Here is a 20958-nt window from a genome sequence, read left to right on the forward strand (position 1 = left end):
GAAACTGCCTCCCAGAGGGAAGCAGTTTCTTTTTATGCGTTTTTCAAATCATTTCTCACTTTTTTCCTCAGGACAGCTGTTAAAATAAGCCCTATAGCACCCAATGCCAAAACCCCGCTCGCAATAAAGAACCCGATCGCATACGCAGGTATGCTCATTTCAGCAACCCGGTCATTGATTTCAAAACTTAAGAAATACACACCGATTCCCGCACCATCCACATCTGTGCCAAGTGCCCTTAAATCCATTCCCTTGCTTGCAGAAAGTGCTGCTAGAACGAGCAGAACACTGGCTGCAATCCATCGATAAGCTGGGTTCATTTTTTCCCCTCCATCCGCTAATGCTCATGTCTCCCATACTATTCGAGAAAAAGTGGAAAAATCCTTCCAGTAAACCTCCAATATAATAGAAAAAATATGCCTAAAGACACATGAAATAGTTGGTAATTGCTATATTAAGCCAATTAAATAATACTTGTTGACACAATTATCCTATTCTATTTTTCCTGGTTTTTCGTATAATGAAATCACGTGCAAATTCTAAAAGGTGGGAAAACACATGACCAGCCCGATTTCATCCAATTGGTTCCAACAAATGACCATGGCTTCCATGGCACAGGCCGCACCGGCTGCCAACCCGTCTTCTATGTCTCCGCTCGGCGGCATGGGAGGCGACAATGCCCTGTTCATGATGATCTTGAATGCGGCGATGCAAAGCCTTCAGCAGCCCGCACCGCCGGAAGTTCCGCTTTCGCAAACTCCGATGGCGATGCAAGGAACCGGTTCTTTCACGCCGATTCAAGTGATCATCCAGCCGATGCAGTCGCCGGTTGCTGGAGCAGCTCCTGCGGTTTCGCCGGTTTCGGCATCGATCCAGCCGATCGATACGCGCGGCGTGCCGACGAGCCCGAATGACAAAAGCGATTTCGGGTTCAAGCCGGTGCAGTTCATCAAGCTCGAGAACACGCTCGAAGGCAAGCTGAGCGGATCGGCGCAGCATTTTATCAATGCCGGCAAGAAGTACGATATTGATCCGGGCTTGCTGACCGCCATCGCAATCCACGAGACGGGCAACGGTTCATCGCGCGCCGTCAATGAGAAAAACAATGTGGCGGGTATGATGGGCAAGAATGGCCTGCGCAGCTATGCGTCGATTGAAGACAGCATTTACGACATGGCGCGGAATCTCCGCAAGAACTACCTGAACCAAGGCAAGGACACCATCGCTGAAATCGGTGCGAAGTATGCGCCGGTAGGGGCGGCGAACGATCCGACCGGGCTCAACAACCATTGGACAAAAGGCGTCAGCCGGCAGTTCAACAACTTAACGTGATGGATGGAGCCGGTTCCTTGGGAATCGGTTTTATTTTTTTGAGGATTCGGGTTAAAAAACTCCCTCTTTCTGCCGATAACTAACCTATAGACGCTGGTTGGAACTGAAAGCCTGGATTTGACAGCGATAGAGATTGGATAAGCAGAGGGAGAGACGACGATGGAAGTGAAAAACACAACAGCCATTTATTTTCCGAATAAACCCGAAACGAAAGTGGAGAAACCGGAGCAGCTGCCTGCACAACCGCCTTTGGAGGGACAGGCCGAGCGGATTCCGAAAGAGAAGCTGATTGAAAAAGTGCGGGAAATGAATGAGTTTTTGGAACACAAATCCACGTCGCTGAAATTCCAGCTGCATGAGAAATTGGATGTCTATTACATCCAGATCATTGACACGGTGACAGACGAAGTACTGAAAGAAATCCCGAATAAGAAATTCCTCGATATGTACGCTTCCATAGCGGAAATCGCAGGATTGCTCGTAGATGAAAAAATGTAACGACCAAAGGAGTGGGCAAAGATGCGCATAGGCGGATTAGCGACTGGAATGGATATCGACCAATTAGTGAAAGACTTGATGTCGGCAGAACGGATGCCGCTTGATAAATTGACCCAAAAGAAAATCTGGACCGAATGGCAACAGGATTCCTACCGCGATTTCAACTTATCGCTTTCGAATCTGCGCACGAGTGCGAACAGCCTGCGGTTCTCGTCTTCATTCAACGCATTCACTGCAAGTTCTTCAAACGCGGCGAGCTTGTCGGTGACGACGACCTCGAGTGCGGTGCAAGGCTCGTACCAGGCGGAAGTGCTCAGCGTCGCGAAGGCTGCAAAACTGCATTCGGAATTTGCCATCCAAAAGACGGACGGCACAGGAGCGGCGAAATCGACGGACAAAATCGGAACGGCTGGCACAGTCACGATCGGTTCTGTTTCAGTGGCTTTAACCGGTGAGGAAACGTATAAAGAGGTCGCGACCAAGCTGCAGGACGCAACAGCAGCGGCTGTCCCGGCACTCCGCGTCAGCTTTGACGACACGACTTCCCGCTTTTTCGTTTCCACCAAGGCGATGGGATCGACCGAGAACTTCACGATGAGCTTTGATTCCGCAGCGCTGGCGAAACAGGTGGTCGGAACGGATGCACAGACTTCATTTTCCACAGCCACAGCCTCGGCATATACGTCGGCCGGAACTGATGGCAAAGTAGTCTTTGACGGCATCGAGATAGGCGGATTGAAAACAAACCAGACGACGGTCAACGGACTGACGCTGAATTTATTGCAAGTGGGTCCGCCGTCGACGATTACGGTGAGCGCTGATACGGCAAAGCCGATCGAGTCGATCAAAAGCTTTGTTGAGCAATACAACAAGACCATCACCGAGATGGAGACGGCGCTTCTCGAGAAGCGCTATCCGGACTTCCAGCCGCTGACGGATGAGCAGAAAAAGGCGATGACGGAAAAAGAAATCGAGTTATGGGAAGAGAAATCGAGAAGCGGCTTGATGCGCAACGATCCAATCCTGCGCGATGCGGTCCTGCAATTGCGGAAAGCGTTCATGGATGAAGTTGAAGGCATTGCCCCGGGCAACATCAGCCTGCTTTCCCAGATCGGCATTTCCACCGGACATTACAGCGAAGGCGCACGCTTGAACATCGATGAAGACAAGCTGAAAAAAGCGCTGACAGAGAAACCGGACGAAGTGGTCGCTTTGTTTACAAATAAAACCGGCGGCCTCGGCATCGGGGACCGCGTCTATAATAAACTGAATGACGCCATCAAAGAGTTGGGAAGCCGTGCCGGAAATCCGGGAAGCGCCATCGACAATAGCGTCATCACCAAAAAAATCAAGCAGATGGATGAAGACATCTCGAAATGGCAGGACCGCTTGTCGCGCGTCGAAGATCGCTACTGGCGGCAATTCACCGCGATGGAAAAGGCGATGAACACCATGAACCAGCAAAGCGTCTGGATGCAGTCGAATATGTTCGGTGGCATGTAAGATGTACGGCCAATACCTTATAGATTTGCTGGGACAGACAAAAGAGCTTCATGCGAAAGCGTCTGCTATAGACGCAAAGATGGAAAACAATGAAGACGGCCAGCTGGAAGAGCTCCAAGCATTGTTCGAAAAGCGGCAGGAAACGATTGCCGGGCTTTCAGCATCCACCGAAAGCGACGGATTCCACTGGACGGCAGTTGACCGGGAAAAGATCTCGGAACTAAAAGAATTGGAAGAAACGCTTCAACCGATGGTCAAGGGCCTGTACCGGGCATTCGGCGAACAGCTGAACCGCATCAACCAGACGAAACAAATGTCGAAGAAATACATCGGCGCCTACCAGAACATGGGCGCCGGCGGATCGTTCATAGATAAACGGAAGTAGGGGAAATTTATGGCAACAATCAATCCTTATCAGGCTTACCAGCAGAACTCGGTGATGACGGCTTCGCCGCAGGAACTGACGCTCATGCTGTACAACGGCTGCCTGAAATTCATGAAGCTGTCGAAAAAAGCGATGGCGGAAAATAAAATCGAAGAGAAGAACACGAACTCCCTCAAAGCGCAGGCGATCATTCAGGAGCTGCGCCATACGCTGGACATGGACATTGCCATTTCCGAAGGGCTTGCCCGGATGTACGACTACATCTACGGCCTTCTCATCGAAGCAAACATGAAAAACGACCTGGCCGCATTGGACGAAGCGGAAGGCTACGTCACTGAACTCCGCGACACGTGGAAGCTCGCGATGGGCCAATTGAAGAATCAATAAAGAGAAAACATAGAGTGAAATGAGGTTTTTGGTGTGGATAAGACATCATGGATAGGCATATTAATGGGGCTGCTTGTATTGGTCGGCGGAATGATTTTGAAAGGGTCCGATCCGATTGCGTTGTACAACCCGGCTGCACTGGTCATCATTTTCGGCGGAACGGCCGCTTCCATCATGATTGCGTTCCCGGGCGATGAAGTGAAGAAGATTCCGAGCTTGTTCAAGGTGCTGTTCGGCGAAGTGAAGATCATGCCGCTGCGCGAGATGATCCCGATGTTCACGGAATGGGCAATGGTTGCCCGCAAGGAAGGCTTGCTGGCGCTTGAAGACCGCGCGGAAGAAGTGGAAGATCCGTTTTTGCAGCGCGGCTTGAAGATGGTCGTCGACGGCCAGCCGCAGGAATACATCCGTGAATTGATGGAAGAGGAAATTGCAGCGATGCAGGACCGCCACGAACTCGGCGCGAAGATCTTTTCGCAGGCGGGCACATACGCTCCGACACTAGGAGTATTGGGTGCGGTCATCGGGCTCGTCGCGGCACTCGGCCATTTGGATGACGTAGCACTCCTTGGGAAGTCGATCTCCGCGGCATTTATTGCCACGCTGTTCGGGATTTTCACGGGCTACGTCCTGTGGCATCCGTTTGCGAATAAATTAAAACGGAAGTCGGAGCAGGAGGCGCGCACAAAGCAGATCATGCTTGAAGGTTTGCTTGCGGTGCAGGAAGGCTTGCCGGTCCGCACAATCGAAGAAAAGTTGCTGACGTACTTGCCGGCGAAAGACCGGATTTTGAAAGAAGAGGAAAAGGTGGGGGCCCGCGTTGAAGCGTAAACACAAGCACGAAGAACATGTCGACGAGTCATGGCTCATTCCCTATGCTGATATTTTGACGCTTCTGCTCGCGCTGTTCATCGTTCTGTTTGCTGCGAGCGAAGTGAACTCCCAGAAATTCCAGGAAATCTCCGATTCGTTCAACCAGGAGCTCCAAGGCGGCACCGGCATCATGGACCACCAGGCGCCGGTCGAGACGCCGGGCGACACATCGAAGCTGGCGGATCTGGAAGAAGACGGGGAAGAAGAGGAAAATCCGGAAGAAGAAATGACGCCGGAAGAAAAAGCGCTGCAGGAGGATTTCAAGGAACTTGGCGAAATCCAGGAAAAAATCGAAGCGTACATCAAAGAAAAAGGTTTGTCTCCGCGTTTGCAGACGCAGCTGACGGCGAAAGGCTTGCTGTTGACGATCAAAGAAGGCGTGCTTTACCCGTCCGGCAGCGCAGACATCACGGCTGCCGCAGAAACGATGGCGACGGAAATCGCGAGCCTTTTGGTGACGGATCTGCCGCGCAATATCTACATCGAAGGCCATACCGACAACATCCCGACAGATCCGGAAGAATACCCGTCGAACTGGGAGCTGAGCTCGGAACGCGCCATCAACTTCATGAAGATCCTATTGGAAAATGATAAACTCGATCCGCGGAAATTCAGCGCCACCGGCTACGGCGAATACCAGCCGGTCGCATCGAACGATACGGCAAAAGGGCGCGCGGAAAACCGCCGCGTCGAAGTGCTCATCTCCCCGCATAGCGTCGAAGGAAAATAAACGAGTAAGAGGTGCATTATGAAAAGTATGAAAATGCTCATGATTTTATTGATCGCTGTCGCAGCCGTCGGCGGAGGCGCGATGTATTTTTTGAAGGATACAACAGCGGAAGCGGAAACCGAAAAAGCGCCATCCGCTGAGGAAATCGCCGCGATGAGCGTCGACACCGACATCATCACGACCAACCTGGCTTCGGCGAACAATTACGCAGTCGTGCAGTTCAACATCCTGCTCAGCAGCGAAAAAGCGAAAGAAGCGACCGAAAAGCGCCATGCGCAAGTGCGTGCTGCGATCATCTCGACCGTGGCCGGATTCGAGAAGGACCAATTGGTCGGCAAAGAAGGAATTTCACTGCTTGAGAAGGAATTGACCCTGAAGTTGAATGAAATCGTCCAGGAAGGCAAAGTCGAACGCGTGCTGGTCACCGAATTTAAATTGCAATAATTCGATTTAGCGCTAAACTTTTCCGGATGGATGCCGATATAAATAGTAGAAAGAACAAGGTGAGGCAAGTGGAACAGGACCGATTGGCGAACTGCCATCTATGCGGCAAACTATACATCAAATCATATTCCGACTGCTGCAGTGATTGCCACCAGGAAATCGAGCAGGACTTCCAGTCGGTCAACGGCTACCTGCGGGAAACCGACGCGGAGCTCATCACGCTTGAAGGTTTAAGCGATGCGACCGGCGTCACCGAGAAGCGGATCACGGATTTCATCCGCGAAGGCCGCATCTACGGCGCCGACTTCCCGAAGCTCGGCTACCCCTGCGCCCATTGCGGCACCGTCATCAAGCGGCAGATGCTCTGCCACTCGTGCTTCGACCTGTTCTCCTCCGACATCAGCCGCACGCTCAAACGCGAAGCACTGATCGGGGACATGAACAAGAAGCGCGATGAAGAGTCCACGAAAGTGAAGTATTGGCAGTTGAAATAGTAAAGAGTTTCTGCAGATATTCCGCAAATCAGCTGCGCTTGCCGCGGGCGAGCGCCAAGCCTCCTCAGTCGCTTTCGCGACTTGCGGGGTCTCGGCTATCTCGCTATCCCGCAGGCAAGACTTACCCGAAGCCTGCGAGGGCAAGTTTTTGCGACGAAGCGCGCAGCGCTGCAGGAGCAGTACGGTTTTCTCCGCTGATTTGCTCCATATCTCAGATAAAGCTTCTCTATTGAGTGAAGCTATCTGCTTTTAATGAGCTAAACCAGCGCCGGCGCGTCCACGGGCTAGACGAAGCAAGAAGACAGGCGTTCTGTGCCTGGCTTCTTGCGGGAGTCATGCCCAAAGCGCCGAAGCGGCTTAAAAAATGCTAAACTAGATTTTATTCAAAATAAAAAAAGAGGGCGGTGGCGAAATGCATATCGATAAAACAACGGGTTCCACGTTCATCAATGCGTATCAGAAGCAGGCGAATGTTCCTCCGGTGGAGAAGGCGAAGCCGATCCAACAAGAAGATCAAGTGCAGATTTCGAACCGGGCCAAAGAAATGTATGAAAAGAAAACCGAAGCGAGCACGGAAAGACAAGAAAAGATCAACCAATTGAAAGCGCAGATCGAGTCTGGTGAATACCAGGTCAACGGCAAAGAAGTGGCCGATAAGGTCTTTCAGTTCTGGTTTGATAAGTAAGTTCGGGCTGCAGAAAGAGGAGGGTGTCGGATGCTGAAGGAATTGGGCGCCGCGCTGGATGAAATGATCCACGTACAGAAAAGGCTGATCGGATTCGCGGACGAGAAACAGGCGGTGCTGATCGAGCGCCGCGTCGATGACCTCAATGTCCTCGTGAAAGAAGAAGCGAAGCTGGTAAAAGAATTGAACGCGATCGAAACCGAACGCGAACGCATCACCGGTATTTTATTGCTGGAACACGGCGCATCGGGGTTCAGCGAAATGGTCGACGGCCTCACGGACGAACTCATGAAGCGCAAACTGCAGAACCAGGTCAGTGCGTTGCAGGACCTTTTGATCGAACTGCAGGCGAAAAATAAAATCAATGAACGGCTGCTGCTCGATTCGATGCAGTTTGTCCAGCACATGATCGATCAGGTGACAAAGACGAAACAGCAGCAATTTAATTACCAGTCGCCGATCGGGCAACCAAAACCACAGACTAATAGCCAAGGCTTTTTTGATACAAAAGCATAAGGCGTAAAAAGGCAGGGAAAAAACATGGCTTCAACATTTCACGGATTAGAACTCGGCAAACGCGGACTCGCGGTTGCCCAGACTAGCATCTCGACGACGGGGCATAATATAGCGAATGCAAATACAAAAGGCTACTCGCGCCAACAAGTAAATCAAACCGCTTCTCCGGCACTCGATGTTTGGGCGAACGGCAGCGTCAACCCGAGCCAGCTTGGCCAAGGGGCGCTTGTCGAGTCGATCACCCGTGTGAGAGACCGGTTTTTGGACGCGCAATACCGCGACCAGTCCGCTGCTGCCGGTGAATGGTCCGTGCGCCAGGAAACCCTCGGCCGCATCGAAGTCGCGATTAACGAACCGAGCGAGACCGGGTTGCGCGCTTCGATGGACCAATTGAGTTCTGCCTGGCAGGACGTGGCGAATGACCCGGCGAGCGGATCGGCCCAAGTGGTCCTGAAAGAACGCGCAGAGGCATTCGTCCAGGTGGCGCAGTCGATGGATACGTCGCTTGGCAACATCACAGCGGACCTTCAATTGCAGCAAGGAGCGGCAGTGGACGAAGCGAACGGCTACTTGAAAGGGATCGCTGAACTCAATCAAAGCATCCTACAGAACGGCAAGAACTCGAACGACCTGCTCGACCAGCGCGATGTGCTCGTGGAGCAATTAAGTTCATTGATTCCCGTGAAAGTGACGGAGAATAAAAACGGCATCTACGATATCAGTTCGGCCGATGGCAAAGCGCTGGTAACCGGAACGGATCAAGTTGGTACGGTGGTTGCGGCCGACGGCAAAAAAGGCGGCAAGATTGCCGGCATCAATGAATCCTTGAAAGCTGTGGAAGCCTATCAAACCGATTTGACGGCAGTTGTAGAGAAATTTGCGGAAGCGAACGGCATGGGCAAAGCGGATGGTTTATTCGCAAGCGGCACGCCGTTTACGATTCAGAACTTAAAAGTCAATGAAGCAGCAACTTATAAAGCGCCAGCGGATCTGGAAGCGGACGCGAAAGCGGCGCAAAGCGATTTCCGTACGCTTGTCAGCAAACTTGGCGCACAAAGCCAAGGGGCGATCAACGCAGTGGCCAATTCGGAAGCTGCGCTCATGGCAACGGACAACCGCCGCCAGTCGGTGACGGGAATCTCGATTGATGAGGAAATGGCGAATTTGATCAAGTACCAGCATTCTTACAGCGCCGCGGCACGTTTCGTCTCGACGACCGACCAGATGCTGGATACGATCATCAACCGCATGGCCCGTTAATAGAACCGAGTGGAGGGGTACCAAATGAGAGTCACACAACAGATGCTGCACCAGAATTCCGTTCGGCACATGAACCAGAACCTAAGCCGGTTCGAAAAAACGAATAGCCAAGTGTCTTCCGGCAAATTGCTCGAGCGCCCGTCCGACAACCCGAACGGCGTCAGCAAAGCGATGAACCTGAAAAGCACGATTGCGGAAAATGAACAATTCACCCGCAACACCGACGAAGCCAAACTTTGGCTCGACGAAACCGACCAGACAATCAGCCGCATGACCGATGTTATGCAGCGCGTACGCGAGCTGGCGGTCCAAGGCAGCAATGATACGCTTTCGGACCATTCCCGTGAAGTGATTTCAACGGAGATTTTGGAACTGAAATCGACAATCGAACAATTGTCTAGTACACAGCTGAATGGGCAGGACTTGCTCGGAGCAGCGAAAAGTTTCACAATCGGCAATGGATTGACGGTCAAGGCGAACGCATCCTCTGCAGAAATTCTTGGCGGCACCGTGAAGATGCTGGAAGATTTGGCCGGAGCGGTCAAAGCGAACACGCCAGTCGATTTGGATGCCATTGACAGCAGCGTGGACCGGATGCTCACCGTCCAATCGGAAATCGGCGCACGCACGAACCGTGTGGATGCGACCGACAATCGTCTTAAAGGCAGCACATTCGAACTGACGAAAATGCTCTCCAAAATAGAAGATGTCGACTACGCTGAAGCGATCATCAAGCTGAAAAGCGAAGAAAGCATCTACCAGGCGAGCTTGTCAGCCACCTCAAAAATCATCCAGCCGAGCTTGATGGATTTTCTGAGATAAGAATGCACCCGCATTTGTGGGTGTTTTTTTGTGTCTTTTTCGCTTTTCGCGGGTAGCGCGAAAAGCATCATTCTTTGGTTTTGGGTTTTGAGGAGAAAGAGTTCCGATGAAAGGGGAGCGGGTTCCAACCAAGTCTGGCTGAGTTCCAACCAAGTAGGTGTGAGTTCCAACCAAGGCGGCCTGAATTCCAACCTTGTTGCCCAGTTTCTACTTGGAACGGGCGAGTTCCAACTAAAACCATTCGAGTTCCAACTAAAACCATTCGAGTTCCAACTAAAACAGGTCGAATTGCCACTAACTCAGTCCGAGTTTCCACTTGGCCCGGAGGCATGGAAAGAATAGAACTCTTCAAATGATTTCCTGCATACCACATATCTATTTCGCTTTTCGCGGCTCGCGAAAAGCATCATTCTTTGGTTTTATGGTTTCGAATAGAATGAATTCCAACGAAAGAGGCGTGAGTTCCAACCAACACGGCGTGAGTTCCAACCAACCCCTTTCGAATTCCAACCACGCCGATCAGTTGCCACTTGTGTCATACGAGTTGCCACAAAACCTCTGCGAGTTGCCACTAAACCCAAGTGAATTCCCACTAAACCCGCACGAATTCCCACATAGCCCACCCAACATTCCTTATAGCAAGTACACCCCTCCCTAACCAAACCCTCCTATCCCACAATTTTCCTTCTATTATATATACGAAAAAAAGCACCCGCAGGAGCGGATGCTTCTAAACCATTAACCACGGATCGTATTCACTAATCCCATCATGTCATCCGCAAACGAAATTGCGCGGCCTTGCGACTGGATCAAGCGCTGCGTCGAGATCAGCTCGGTCATTTCTTCTGTCAAATCGACATTCGACATTTCAAGTGCGCCTTGGCCGATGCGGATCGAACCATCATTCTGCTGGGAAAGATCGACGAGGCTCAAAGTGCCATTGGCGATCTGTTCCCCTTCCGTACCCGGAAGCTGATAGCGGTTGCCGCCAGCTTTCTCCAAAAGATTCGGACGGCTGATGTCGGCGATGCTCAATTGGATCGTATCCGCAGCTTTGCCGGGAGTCTTATAAGAAACTTCAATAGTACCGTTCTGGTTCATTTTGACCGAATTATAATCCGAATCGAACGAAATTGGGTTGTTGTTGCGGTCGAGCACGGCGTCGCCATTCGATGTCACGAGATTGATGCGGTTCGAATTGAGTACCGGCTGCGTCTGGAAAGAGCCGTCCCGTGTATAGAAGACGTTCCCTTCAGAGGCGACCCGGAAAAATCCGTTGCTGCCTTGGATGTTGAAATCAAGGTCGCGGCCGGTCTGCCGGATGGTGCCTTGTTCGCTTCGAAGGCTCGTTTCGGCGACTTTGACGCCCGAACCAATCCGTAGTCCATTTGGCGTACTCCGTCCAATTTCATGTGCCGGACCGGCTTGTTTTGTGATCGACTGGACGAGCGTATCGGAGAAGTTTGCTTCGTGCCTTTTATAGCCATTTGTATTTACATTGGAAATGTTATTGGCGATGACGTCGACTTTTTTCTGAAGTTCGCGCATCGAATTTCCAGCTGTGTTCATTTGAATGTTCATCGTTTGGAAACCTCCTCGTTAAACGCGGCCAATTTCGTTGACCGCTTTTTCCATGCTCCGGTCATATGCCTGTAGGACTTTCTGGTTTGATTCGAATCCGCGGTAGGTGCTCATCATGTCAGTCATCGTCTGGGTCAGATCGACATTGGACGATTCCACGAACCCTTGTTTGACAAATGACCGCGAATTATTTAGGAAAGGAACACCTTCGGCAAGCTGCGGAACTTCCAATCCGTTGCCAGCCCAGCGCAATAAACCATGGCCTTCTTTAACCAATTGCTGAGGATTTTCTGTATAGCCAATCCATAGGTCATTGGTAGCGGTTCCGTTTGCCGAAGTTATTGTGCCATCTTCTTCGACAATGAAATCTTTAGAATCAACTCTTATAGGAGATAAGTCCGAACCGAGGACATTATACCCTTCACTCGTTTTCAACAACCCGTCCGGGCCGACAGAAAACTGGCCGTTTTTGGTGTAGCGGACCTCATTATTGGGAAGCGCGACGGCAAAGACTAAAGACCCCCGCTCATTTGTGGCGGGATTGACCGGCAGCAGATCGTCCATTAACGCAAAATCTGTTGCGTTTCCAGTCGATTTTAAAGCGCCTTGCGCGAAAGACGGAATGCCTTCCTGTGCATAGACGCCTGTCGACATGCTGCCGAGATGATGCCCGGAAGCCATTGTTTTCGCGGATCCCATCGCTTTGATCAGCTGATCGGGAAAAGAGCGGATGACCGTTTGGTCTTGTTTGAAGCCTGGCGTATTGGCATTCGCCAAATTATTGGTCAGCATTTGCTGTTTCCGGTTATGCGCCATCATGCCGGAAGTGGCCGTGTATAAACCACGAAACATATTAGTTCATTCCTCTCAAAATGGGATATGCTCATTTACGGGTAAGCATAACATCTTTTTGCGACGAACAACAGAAAAAAATGTAAAATATATACTAAAAAATTTATAAAAGAAAAATATACAAATTAATAAAATCATGTTACTATAATTTTCGAACTTGAAAATCAAATTGGTACGAAATACCGAGTTTGAAAAACAGAATAGTGATTATCATACGATAACGGCAAACTTTTCCGAAAGGGGAGGGCGCAAAGCCACGGGCCTAAATTACGTTGTAATATGGCAGCCGGGTTACCGAAAAATGGTAGATTGAATGTAAATCCGCCCTTTTTTGAGTGGGTTTTTTTATTGGCCAAAATTCAGCAAAGGAGCTATAAAATGAATCTCTTTCCCCAATCGTTCCAATCATTGGAACAAGCGATGTCAACTGCCACATTAAAACAGCGTGTCCACACTGCAAATATTGCGAATGTGGATACCCCCAACTATAAGAGCAAGCAAGTGAGCTTCAAGTCGGCATTCGACACGGCAATAAGCACCCAGGCCATGGCAAGCAAGAAAACCGATCCGCGGCATCTTGCTTTTAGTACCGAGAACGGGCAAGGCTCTTCTTCCATCATCAAAGCAAACCACTCAACCAAAATAACGCCGAACGGAAACAACGTCGACATGGACGCCGAAATGGCGGAATTGGCGAAAAACCAATTATGGTACAACGCCTTAACAGAACGGGTCAATGGAAAATTCAATTCCCTGCGCACCGTCATTGAAGGGAGATAATCATCAATGAATTTATTCAACGGCTTGAATATCAGCGCATCCGGCTTGACGGCAAACCGCCTGCGGATGGACGTTGTGTCATCGAATATCGCGAACGCTAACACGACACGCGGGCACATGGTCAACGGCGAATGGGTTCCATACCGCCGGAAAACGGTGGAACTGTCGCAAAACGGCGTTTCGCCGTTTCAGCAGCATTTGTCTTCAGCAATCAGCCGGGGAGCCGGTCCGGTTTCGGGCGTTTCGGTCTCCCGCATCCGAGAAGACCAGGCACCGTTTGTCCAGACATACGACCCGAACCATGCGGATGCTGATGAAAACGGCTATGTCTACTCGCCGAACGTCGATCCGGTCAAGGAAATGGTCGATCTGATGTCGGCCACCCGGTCTTATGAAGCGAACGTCACAGCACTCAACGCATCGAAGAGCATGTTTATGAAAGCATTGGAAATCGGCAAATAAATAAAGTATATATTCCGCTTCGCCGCTTTGGGCATGGCTCCCGCAATGAGCCGAGAAGAACACTCGTCTCATTACATCGCCTAGCCCTTGGACGCGGCGGCGCTAGAAACTTCTTTGAGGAATGAAAGCATACCTCATTTTGCAATGCTATCTGAGGTATGGAGCAAAACAGCGGAGAAAACCGTACTGCTCCTCCAGCGCTGCGCGCTTCGTCGCAAAGACTTGCCCTCGCAGGCTTCGGGTAAGTCTTGCCTGCGGGAAAGCGAGACAGCCGAGACCCCGCAAGTCGCGTAAGCGGCTGAGGAGGCTTGGCGCTCGCCCGCGGCAAAGAGATGGCACTAAGGAAGTTTGAGCCATCTCTTTGCGACGAGCGCATAGCGCGCAGGAGCACACGGGTTTACGTAGCGGTTTTGCGGAATATCGATATTGAAAAGTCATTAAATCAATAAATGCAGTATATCTAGGAGGTCATTATGGAAATCACCAGCCAAGTACAAGCACCCTTTTTACAAAACTCGCAAATCGCCAAACCCGCGGTTGAAAATAAAGTCGAAGGTTTCGGCGAAATCTTGAAGAATACGCTCCAAGATGTGAAGGCGGCCCAGAACGAATCGGATAAACTGACCGGCCAGCTCGTCACCGGCGAAGTACAGGATGTCCACGAAGTGATGATCGCTTCGCAAAAAGCGAGCCTGTCGCTTCAGATGACCGTCCAAGTCCGCAACAAAGTGGTCGAGGCTTACCAGGAAGTCATGAGAATGCAATTATGATTCCAGCACATGAGAAGAAGGATGGAGCATAAATGAAAGAAAAGATAACTGTATACCGTACAAAGGTGAAAGAGTCGTGGGAGAAGTTTCCGAAGGCGACGAAATGGATCATCGCCGGCTCATTGATCGGGACGATCTTATTGCTGTCGATTTTTACGTTCTTGAATTCGCAAACCGACTATGCGGTGCTTTATTCCGACCTGTCAGCTTCCGAAGCGGGGGAAATCAAGGCGGCGATTGAGGAGCAGGGGATACCGGTCGAAGTATCGGCGGATTCCAAGGTCATCAGCGTACCCAAAGAAAACGTCTCGAATTTAAAAGTCAGCTTGGCGGCTGACGGCATTCCGCAAAGCGGCAATGTAAATTACAGTATTTTCAGCGAAAACATGGGGCTTGGCATGACGGATCGCCATTTTGATGTGGTGGAGCGCGATGCGATGCAGAACGAATTGTCGAATCTCGTCAAACAGATCGACGGCGTCGAAGATGCGAATGTCATGATTACGCTGCCGAAAGAGAACGTCTGGATCACCGACGAAGAACAAGTGGCGACGGCATCGGTCGTTGTGCAGGGCGCTCCGGGGTTCCAACTGGACCAGAAGCAGATCAATGGCTTGTACCATCTGATCAGCAAAAGTGTTCCGAACCTGCCGGCTGACCAGATTGTCATCATGAACCAGAACGGCCAGGTGTTCGAAGCGATCGAGGAAAACCAGCTCGACACGACGCTGTCGGTTTACCAGCAGCAGCGCGAAATCCAGAAAGACATTGAAAAAGATATCCAGCGCCAGCTGCAGCAGATGCTCGGCATGACGATGGGACAGGATAAAGTGATCGTTTCCGTGATGACCAGCATGGATTTCACCAAAGAGAAACGCGAAGAGAATCTGGTCGAAGCGGTCAATGAAGACGGCACCGGGCTTGACCTCAGCGTCGAGCGCATTGTCGAGACGTATAAAAGCGAAGGCGCTGGATTGGATGCGGCAGCCGGCGTCGGCGAAACGGAAATTGCGAATGACCCGGCTACGTATCCTGCCGGAGACGGCGGATCGAGCGAGTCGGAGCGGACAGAAGAACGCATCAACCGTGAAGTCAACCGCATCAACCGCCAGATCGAGATGAGCCCGTATGTCATCGATGACATCACGATCAACGTCGGTGTGGAACCGCCGGTGCCGACGGATCCCGGAAGCTTATCGCCGGAAAATGTTGCGGATATCCGGAATTTATTGCGCAATACGGTGGCCACGACGCTCAGCATGAACGGAACAGAAGTGGCGGAAGAAGACCTCAACAACCGGATTTCCGTATTTGCGACCGAGTTTAAAGGCAAGCCGGAATTGGTGGTTGAAGAGCCGACGCCGACTTGGTGGACGGTGCTGCCAGCAAGCCTCATGTGGATCATTGGCGGAAGCCTGGCAGTCCTGGTGATCGGGCTCGTTGTATTCCTATTGATGCGCCGCAAGAAGCGCGAAGAGTTGGAAGAGGAGTTCGAGTTCAGCATGTATGAAAATGGGATGCCTGGAACCCGCATTGATGAAATTGAGGAGATCGACTTGTCGGAACTGACGGCGAAGTCGAATCCGAAACGCAAAACGATTGAAAAACTTGCCAAGGAGCGGCCGGAAGATTTTGCGAAATTATTGCGCACGTGGATGGCTGAAGAATAGGAGAGTGGCTCATGTCTAAACAACGCATGAAAGGGTTGACCGGCATTCAGAAAGTTGCCGTGCTGCTCGTAGGGCTCGGACCGGAAGTGTCGGTCGAGATCTTCAAGCAGCTGAGTGAACCTGAAATCGACCAATTGACGCTCGAGATTTCGAACGTGCGCCAATTGAAGAACAGCCAGAGCGAACAAGTGATGAACGAATTTTATAACATGATTCTAGGCCAGGACTTTATGAGCGATGGCGGCTTGGATTATGCAAAAGATATATTGGAAAAAGCCCTTGGAAAAGAAAAAGCGCTTGAAACAATCGGCCGTTTGACAAGCCGTTTGGAAGTGAAGCCGTTCAGCTTTGCACGGAAAGCGGATCCGAATCAGATCCTGGCTGTTTTGCAGCATGAACATGCACAGACCATCGCGCTCGTGCTGTCGTACTTGGATCCGAAACAGGCGTCGCAGATCATTTCGCAGCTCGCACCCGCGAAGCAGGCGGAAGTTGCGCGCCGCATCGCCTTGATGGAGAGCACATCACCGGAAGTCATCCACCAAGTGGAACAGATTCTGGAGCGGAAATTATCAGCCACCGGCTCGTCGGATTACACAGCGACCGGCGGCGTCGAAGCGATCGTCAAAGTGCTCAGCAAAGTCGACCGCGGCACCGAGAAATCGATTCTCGCCGAACTCGAAATCGAATCGCCGGACCTCGTCGAAGAAATCAAGAAGCGCATGTTTGTCTTTGAAGACATCGTTCTCTTGGATGCCCGCACGATCCAGCGCATTATTCGCGAAGTGCAGGACGGCGATCTGATCTACGCCTTGAAAGTGGCGAACGAAGATGTCAAAGAAGGCATCTACCGCAACATCTCGACGCGCCGGGCAGACGCCATCAAAGAGGAGATCGAATCGATGGGCCCTGTCAAGCTGAAGGACGTCGAAACGGCACAGACGAACATTGTCGCGCTTGTCCGCAGCCTCGAAGAAAAAGGCGAAATCACAGTCGCGCGCGGTGAAGGGGAGGAAATGATTGTCTAATATCATTCGTTTCCAAGACACCGCCACGTTCGAGAAGAAAATCATCGGCACCCGCAAGATTGAGAATAAAATCATAAACAACGAAACACTCGAAGTCGATCCTATTCAGCTAAAGCAGTCGCTCCTGCAGGAAAACAATTCATTGCAGGCGCAGCGTGAAGAGCTGGTGTCGGCTTTAAAGGCTGAAGAACAATCGGCGCGCGTAGCAATTGAAGCCTGGCGTGAATCGGAGCGGGAAGAAGCGAAGCTTGAAGCGGAACACATTTACAAGCAGGCTTCCGAACTCGGGTATTCTGCCGGATTCGACCAAGGTGCGAAGCAAGCGGAAGAAGAATTCCGACAGGCCCGGGAAGACATGCAGCGATTGATCGAAACAGCTTACGAAGAAAAAACGAAAATCATCCAGGACGCCGAACCGTTCCTATTGGCCTTAAGCGTCCGGATTGCCGAAAAAGTCTTGAAAAAACAATTAAAGCAGCACGACGACCTGCTTTTGAACATCGTCCAGCGCGCATTGAAGCGCGTCGAGGAAGCGGAGGACGTGGTCATGCAGGTGTCGCTTGAAGACTACCCGATCATCCTGCCGTTCCTTGATGAGCTGAAAACCTACGTCCGGGCGGATTCGGAATTGAAATTGGTGCCTGTCATGAACCTGGCAAAAGGCGGCTGCATGATCCATACTGCGAGCGGTTCATACGACGTCACCGTCGACAGCCAGCTGGAAGAAATCAAACGCCAGATGCTAGCCCATTGCGAGGAGAAGTCAATCCATGAACCTTCAAACTGACGAATACCTGGAATTGATAAGGGAAATGGAGCCGGTGAAAAAACATGGCAAAGTGATCCAGGTGATCGGCCTGACAATCGAGTCGAAAGGGCCGTATGCTAAGATTGGCGAACTTTGCCTCTTATATCCGAACCATTACGAACGCCCGATCGAGGCGGAAGTGGTCGGCTTCAAGGAGAACAAAATCCTCCTGATGCCGCTGCAGGACCTGTCGCAAGTCGGACCCGGCTGCCTGGTCGTTGCGACCGGCGTGCCGCTGCAGATCAAAGTCGGCCCGTCAATACTTGGAAAAATCCTGGACGGCACAGGCAAGCCGCTCGATGAAAGCACGCTGCCGTCAGGCCTAACAAAATACTCGACGAACAACATGCCGCCGAATCCGTTGAAACGGCCGCGCATCACGCGTCCGCTTGAAGTGGGCGTAAGGGCGATCGATGGTTTATTGACAGTCGGACAAGGGCAGCGCATCGGCGTATTTGCCGGAAGCGGCGTCGGGAAAAGTACGCTGCTCGGCATGATCGCCCGCAACACTGAAGCCGACATCAACGTCATCGCGCTCATCGGCGAGCGGGGGCGCGAAGTTCGGGACTTTATCGAACGCGACCTCGGCCCCGAAGGCTTGAAGAAATCCGTCGTCATCGCAGCGACATCCGACCAGACGCCGCTCCAACGCATCAAAGGCGCTTTGACTGCAACCGCGATCGCGGAGTATTTCCGCGACCAGGGCAAGAACGTCATGCTGATGATGGACTCGGTCACGCGGTTCGCGATGGCGCAGCGCGAAGTCGGGCTTGCTGTCGGCGAACCGCCGACGAGCAAAGGCTACACGCCGAGCGTATTCGCGCTCCTGCCGAAATTGCTCGAGCGCTCCGGTACATCGAATAAAGGCTCGATCACCGCATTTTACACAGTGCTCGTCGACGGCGATGACATGAACGAACCGATCGCCGATGCGGTGCGCGGGATTCTCGACGGCCACATCGTCCTCGACCGCAAGATTGCGCAAAAAGGGCAGTTCCCGGCGATCAACATCATGTCGAGCGTCAGCCGCGTTATGCACGATGTCGTCTCGGAAGAACACCATAAGGCATCGGTCGAATTCAAACGGCTGCTGTCAGCCTATGACGCCTCGGAAGATTTGATCAATATCGGCGCCTATAAAAGCGGCGCAAACAAAGAGATAGACGACGCCATCCGTTCCTACCCGCTGATCAAGGAATACCTGCAGCAGGACATTTACGAAAAAACCAAGCTGGAAGAAAGCGTCGACCGGCTATCCGCACAATTTGGGGGAGTGTAGAACATGACACAATTCAATTTCCGGTTCCAGAAAATACTCGATCTAAAAGAAAACGAAAAAGGCTTTGCACAAATCCAAATGGCGGATGCCATCAAGCAGCAGGAAGCAGGCTACCTGCGGAATGAGGCGATCTACAAAAAGATCATCGACGCTGAGCATCTTGTGAAAGCCAAACAGGAAGACGGCGTCAACATCTCCGAACTCCGCATGCTCGTCAATTACATCCAGCAGCTCCAGGAGCAATTGCTGGCTTCGAACCGCGAACTCGAGCTCCTGCAGAGCAATGTCGCCCGCACGCAGAACCAGCTGCAGCGCAAAGCGCAGGAAGAAAAGACATGGGACAACCTGAAGCAGCAGAAGCATTCGCAGTTTGTCGAACAGGCAAAAACGACGGAACAGAACTTTTTTGACGAATTGGCAAGCACCCGGTTCTACCGGACGAGCCAAGCCGCCATCGCAGAAAGAGGGTGAGTCCGATCGATGCATTGAAAACCACAGGGCAGATCCCGGTGAAACTCTCTGGCTCAACCGCCAAAGTGAAAACCGAAACCGCGCCTGAGACCGGCGCTTTCTTGAAGCTGCTTTCTTCAGTAAGCAATGAAGAAAACGCACAAGAACCTGCAGCACCAGCCGAATTGCTGGCGAAACTTGAAGAAGCACTCGAATCACTGGACGCGATTCCCCTTGAGGAACTGCCGCCAGAACAGCAGGAATTGCTCGCTGCCATGATTGAGTTGCTGACGCTTCAAACTGCCCAGCAGAAAATTGGAATGGCAGGGCAAAACCCCGATTATGTAAAACCTGAAACAGGAAGTCCGGCTCAAAACGGCCCGGCAACTGAGAATCATGCGGTGAATGCGCAGCTCCAGCAAAAAATGGTGGAATTGATGCACCAGATTGCTCAGAAAGTGCAAGATCTGCAATCAAACACTAACAAAGAATTCGCCGTTGTCCCTATTTTTATGGGGGTCAAAAAGGAATATATTTTAAATGAGCCAAAAAAAGTTAATGAAACCATAAAACTCCTTCAAGAAGTCGTGGCTGACCTTGAAAAAGGGCATGCGCAAGAAGGGCATGCAGCTGCGGCAAAAATCCTCGGTGAAGCCGGCGATGGGCTGAAAACGGCGGCAGGGATTGCCGCTGCACTTGAATCCGCTTTGCCGGTTCCGAAGATGGAAAGTCCACCGGTGAAACACTTACGCATGCAGACAGAGCAAGCCGCGCTGCAGACATCGGAAGCGCCGGCGGTCCGGTTGGAAGCAGTTCAAGCGGAAACGCCGGCTGCCCCGCTGGAGGCACCGAAAGCTATCCAGCCATCTGCACGCACGGAAGCACCGGCTCCGACAGTTCGCATGACGAACTTGGCGGATGACCTTTCCGGCATTATGAAAAACACCATAAAGCTCACCGGCAGCGGTGAAAATGCCCAAATCAAAGTCAGCATCTTCCCGGAACACCTCGGGCATCTTGAAATCCGCCTGAGCACGGTCGACGGCAAGATGGCCGCACAGATCTTCACCAGCAACATGGCGGCGAAAGAAGCGCTCGATCTGCAGGTCTACCAGCTGAGAAACTCACTGGTCCAGCAAGGCATCACCGTGGACCGGATTGAAATCAGCCAGCAGGGTACGGGAACGAATTTCAGCCAGCAAAGCGAGCAGCGCTTCGCCCAGCAGCAACAGAGGCAGCAGGCAACCACAAAAAACGGCTACCAGCGGCTTGAAGAGGAAACAGCGGCGTTTGTTCGCCCGGCTCCTTCAGCCGGCACGGTGATTTCGGTCGATTATACAATTTAACCT

The 20958-nt window shown here is 51.6% G+C and carries 25 protein-coding genes and 1 riboswitch; of the genes, 22 read left to right on the forward strand and 3 right to left on the reverse strand.

What is annotated here, in order from left to right; translation table 11 throughout:
• Positions 1 to 32 precede the first annotated feature (32 nt).
• Positions 33 to 320 (reverse strand): hypothetical protein, encoded by a 288-nt coding sequence (locus ACTL32_RS01440; RefSeq protein ID WP_441339811.1) that lies wholly within the window; start codon positions 318 to 320, stop codon positions 33 to 35.
• Positions 321 to 558: 238 nt separating this feature from the next.
• Here ACTL32_RS01440 and ACTL32_RS01445 point away from each other — a divergent pair, with 238 nt between their 5' ends.
• The 13 genes from ACTL32_RS01445 to flgL all read left to right on the forward strand — a co-directional run bounded on the left by ACTL32_RS01445 (position 559) and on the right by flgL (position 9929).
• A complete protein-coding gene (locus tag ACTL32_RS01445) occupies positions 559 to 1332 on the forward strand; it encodes a glucosaminidase domain-containing protein (protein WP_441339812.1) in 774 nt (257 codons plus the stop codon).
• Between the two features lie 159 nt (positions 1333 to 1491).
• Positions 1492 to 1830, forward strand: coding sequence for a flagellar protein FlaG (locus ACTL32_RS01450; protein WP_441339813.1), 339 nt, complete (start codon positions 1492 to 1494; stop codon positions 1828 to 1830).
• A gap of 21 nt (positions 1831 to 1851) precedes the next feature.
• Positions 1852 to 3333: a flagellar filament capping protein FliD gene (fliD, locus tag ACTL32_RS01455; RefSeq protein WP_441339814.1), complete on the forward strand. Its 1482-nt coding sequence runs from the start codon at positions 1852 to 1854 to the stop codon at positions 3331 to 3333.
• 1 nt (position 3334) lies between these two features.
• Positions 3335 to 3718, forward strand: coding sequence for a flagellar protein FliT (locus tag ACTL32_RS01460; protein WP_441339815.1), 384 nt, complete (start codon positions 3335 to 3337; stop codon positions 3716 to 3718).
• A 9-nt stretch (positions 3719 to 3727) separates the two neighbouring features.
• Positions 3728 to 4105, forward strand: coding sequence for a flagellar export chaperone FliS (gene fliS / locus ACTL32_RS01465; RefSeq protein ID WP_441339817.1), 378 nt, complete (start codon positions 3728 to 3730; stop codon positions 4103 to 4105).
• A 33-nt stretch (positions 4106 to 4138) separates the two neighbouring features.
• Complete coding sequence (motA, locus tag ACTL32_RS01470; RefSeq protein WP_204890894.1) at positions 4139 to 4936, forward strand: flagellar motor stator protein MotA; 798 nt, start codon at positions 4139 to 4141, stop codon at positions 4934 to 4936.
• A complete protein-coding gene (gene motB, locus ACTL32_RS01475) occupies positions 4926 to 5708 on the forward strand; it encodes a flagellar motor protein MotB (RefSeq protein ID WP_441339818.1) in 783 nt (260 codons plus the stop codon). Before motA ends, motB begins: the two co-directional genes overlap by 11 nt.
• A gap of 18 nt (positions 5709 to 5726) precedes the next feature.
• Complete coding sequence (locus ACTL32_RS01480; RefSeq protein ID WP_204890892.1) at positions 5727 to 6152, forward strand: flagellar basal body-associated FliL family protein; 426 nt, start codon at positions 5727 to 5729, stop codon at positions 6150 to 6152.
• A gap of 59 nt (positions 6153 to 6211) precedes the next feature.
• Positions 6212 to 6646: a flagellar protein gene (locus ACTL32_RS01485; protein WP_441339819.1), complete on the forward strand. Its 435-nt coding sequence runs from the start codon at positions 6212 to 6214 to the stop codon at positions 6644 to 6646.
• Between the two features lie 412 nt (positions 6647 to 7058).
• A complete protein-coding gene (flgM, locus tag ACTL32_RS01490) occupies positions 7059 to 7331 on the forward strand; it encodes a flagellar biosynthesis anti-sigma factor FlgM (protein ID WP_204890890.1) in 273 nt (90 codons plus the stop codon).
• A 30-nt stretch (positions 7332 to 7361) separates the two neighbouring features.
• The gene (locus tag ACTL32_RS01495; protein WP_204890889.1) at positions 7362 to 7847 is read left to right on the forward strand and encodes a flagellar protein FlgN; all 486 of its coding nucleotides are present in this window, start codon (positions 7362 to 7364) and stop codon (positions 7845 to 7847) included.
• Positions 7848 to 7871: 24 nt separating this feature from the next.
• Entirely contained in the window at positions 7872 to 9107 is a 1236-nt protein-coding gene (gene flgK / locus ACTL32_RS01500) for a flagellar hook-associated protein FlgK (protein ID WP_441339820.1), read from the forward strand.
• A 24-nt stretch (positions 9108 to 9131) separates the two neighbouring features.
• Entirely contained in the window at positions 9132 to 9929 is a 798-nt protein-coding gene (gene flgL / locus ACTL32_RS01505) for a flagellar hook-associated protein FlgL (protein ID WP_441339821.1), read from the forward strand.
• A 738-nt stretch (positions 9930 to 10667) separates the two neighbouring features.
• Here flgL and ACTL32_RS01510 read toward each other — a convergent pair.
• A complete protein-coding gene (locus ACTL32_RS01510; protein ID WP_441339822.1) occupies positions 10668 to 11510 on the reverse strand; it encodes a flagellar hook-basal body protein in 843 nt (280 codons plus the stop codon).
• An 18-nt stretch (positions 11511 to 11528) separates the two neighbouring features.
• Positions 11529 to 12362 carry a flagellar hook-basal body protein gene (locus tag ACTL32_RS01515; protein WP_441339823.1) on the reverse strand — a complete coding sequence of 278 codons (834 nt, stop codon included), beginning with the start codon at positions 12360 to 12362 and terminating at the stop codon, positions 11529 to 11531.
• A 212-nt stretch (positions 12363 to 12574) separates the two neighbouring features.
• A riboswitch (cyclic di-GMP riboswitch) is annotated at positions 12575 to 12661 on the forward strand.
• Positions 12662 to 12740: 79 nt separating this feature from the next.
• On the opposite strand from ACTL32_RS01515, the gene flgB reads away from it, so the two are divergent.
• The 9 genes from flgB (at position 12741) to ACTL32_RS01560 (ending at position 20955) form a co-directional block, all read left to right on the forward strand.
• Positions 12741 to 13142 (forward strand): flagellar basal body rod protein FlgB, encoded by a 402-nt coding sequence (gene flgB, locus ACTL32_RS01520; protein ID WP_441339824.1) that lies wholly within the window; start codon positions 12741 to 12743, stop codon positions 13140 to 13142.
• A 6-nt stretch (positions 13143 to 13148) separates the two neighbouring features.
• A complete protein-coding gene (gene flgC / locus ACTL32_RS01525) occupies positions 13149 to 13604 on the forward strand; it encodes a flagellar basal body rod protein FlgC (protein WP_441339825.1) in 456 nt (151 codons plus the stop codon).
• Between the two features lie 473 nt (positions 13605 to 14077).
• Positions 14078 to 14374 carry a flagellar hook-basal body complex protein FliE gene (fliE, locus tag ACTL32_RS01530; RefSeq protein ID WP_204890882.1) on the forward strand — a complete coding sequence of 99 codons (297 nt, stop codon included), beginning with the start codon at positions 14078 to 14080 and terminating at the stop codon, positions 14372 to 14374.
• A 32-nt stretch (positions 14375 to 14406) separates the two neighbouring features.
• Entirely contained in the window at positions 14407 to 16044 is a 1638-nt protein-coding gene (gene fliF / locus ACTL32_RS01535) for a flagellar basal-body MS-ring/collar protein FliF (RefSeq protein WP_441339826.1), read from the forward strand.
• An 11-nt stretch (positions 16045 to 16055) separates the two neighbouring features.
• Positions 16056 to 17072 (forward strand): flagellar motor switch protein FliG, encoded by a 1017-nt coding sequence (fliG, locus tag ACTL32_RS01540; RefSeq protein ID WP_441339827.1) that lies wholly within the window; start codon positions 16056 to 16058, stop codon positions 17070 to 17072.
• On the forward strand, positions 17065 to 17859 hold the full coding sequence (locus ACTL32_RS01545) for a FliH/SctL family protein (RefSeq protein ID WP_441339828.1): 795 nt from the start codon (positions 17065 to 17067) through the stop codon (positions 17857 to 17859). Before fliG ends, ACTL32_RS01545 begins: the two co-directional genes overlap by 8 nt.
• Entirely contained in the window at positions 17843 to 19159 is a 1317-nt protein-coding gene (gene fliI, locus ACTL32_RS01550) for a flagellar protein export ATPase FliI (RefSeq protein ID WP_441339829.1), read from the forward strand. Before ACTL32_RS01545 ends, fliI begins: the two co-directional genes overlap by 17 nt.
• A 3-nt stretch (positions 19160 to 19162) precedes the next feature.
• Positions 19163 to 19630: a flagellar export protein FliJ gene (gene fliJ, locus ACTL32_RS01555; protein ID WP_204890877.1), complete on the forward strand. Its 468-nt coding sequence runs from the start codon at positions 19163 to 19165 to the stop codon at positions 19628 to 19630.
• Positions 19627 to 20955 carry a flagellar hook-length control protein FliK gene (locus ACTL32_RS01560; RefSeq protein WP_441339830.1) on the forward strand — a complete coding sequence of 443 codons (1329 nt, stop codon included), beginning with the start codon at positions 19627 to 19629 and terminating at the stop codon, positions 20953 to 20955. The genes fliJ and ACTL32_RS01560 overlap by 4 nt, the downstream gene beginning before the upstream one ends.
• Positions 20956 to 20958: the final 3 nt, after the last annotated feature.

This window comes from Planococcus sp. FY231025, from assembly GCF_052078085.1.
In the GTDB taxonomy this organism is placed as follows: domain Bacteria; phylum Bacillota; class Bacilli; order Bacillales_A; family Planococcaceae; genus Planococcus.